The organism is Streptomyces niveiscabiei, assembly GCF_001419795.1.
GTDB classification, from domain to species: Bacteria; Actinomycetota; Actinomycetes; order Streptomycetales; family Streptomycetaceae; genus Streptomyces; species Streptomyces niveiscabiei.
In genome coordinates this window covers 1,151-2,100 of the sequence record NZ_LIRL01000322.1, presented here as the reverse complement: position 1 = coordinate 2,100, position 950 = coordinate 1,151, and the positions used below count along the sequence as shown (strand labels likewise).

The 950-nt window shown below is 74.4% G+C and carries 1 protein-coding gene; it reads right to left on the bottom strand.

Going from position 1 to position 950, the window contains the following annotated elements:
• Nucleotides 1–950 (bottom strand): putative PEP-binding protein (locus tag AOK24_RS16500; protein WP_240553957.1); only part of this gene is annotated, 950 nt, incomplete at both ends.

The following is a 950-nucleotide window of genomic DNA, read 5'->3' as shown; positions in this document are numbered from 1 at the left end:
CCGTGCCCGCAACGCCGCCGAAGGGATCTCCACCATCGCCCCGAACTTCGCCCGCAGCCCCGCCGCACGGCACGCGTCCGCGAACGCCCTCGCGTCCGCCCGGTCCGCCACCATCGGCGCCATCACCTCAAGGTGCACCGGCAGCCCCTCGGCAGCCTCCGCCAACGCCGCCAGCTGCGTCCCCAGCACATCGGGGTGCTCCAGCAGCGACCGCAGCCCCCGCACACCCAGCGCCGGGTTCGGCTCGTCGGCCGGCGTCAGGAAGTCCAGCGGCTTGTCCGCGCCCGCGTCCAGCACCCGCACGACGACCCGGCCCTCGGGAAACGCCTCCAGCACCTGCCGGTACGCCTCGACCTGCTTCTCCCGCGACGGCGCCTTCGTGTTGTCGTCCAGGAACAGGAACTCCGTACGGAACAGCCCGACACCCTCCGCGCCCGCCTCCACAGCGGCGGGCACGTCCGCCGGACCACCGACGTTCGCCAGCAACGGCACCTTGTGCCCGTCGGCGGTCAGCCCCGGTCCCGTCGACGCGGCCAGCGCGGCCTTCCGCGCGGCGGCAGCGGCCGTCAGCTCCGCCTTCTTCTCCTCGCCCGGCTCCACGAAGACCTCACCGGAACTCCCGTCCACGGCGATCACCGTCCCCTCGGCCAGCTCCCCGGCCCCGGGCAACGCCACCACGGCCGGCACCCCGAGCGCCCGCGCCAGAATCGCGCTGTGGCTGGTGGGCCCACCCTCCTCGGTCACGAACCCGAGCACCAGCGCCGGATCCAGCAACGCCGTGTCGGCCGGCGCCAGATCCCGCGCCACCAGCACGTACGGCTCGTCACTGTCCGGCACACCGGGCATCGGCACCCCCAGCAGCCGCGCGACGATCCGGTTCCGTACGTCGTCGAGGTCGGCCACCCGCCCGGCGAGGTACTCCCCGGCACCCGCGAGCAGCTCGCGGTACG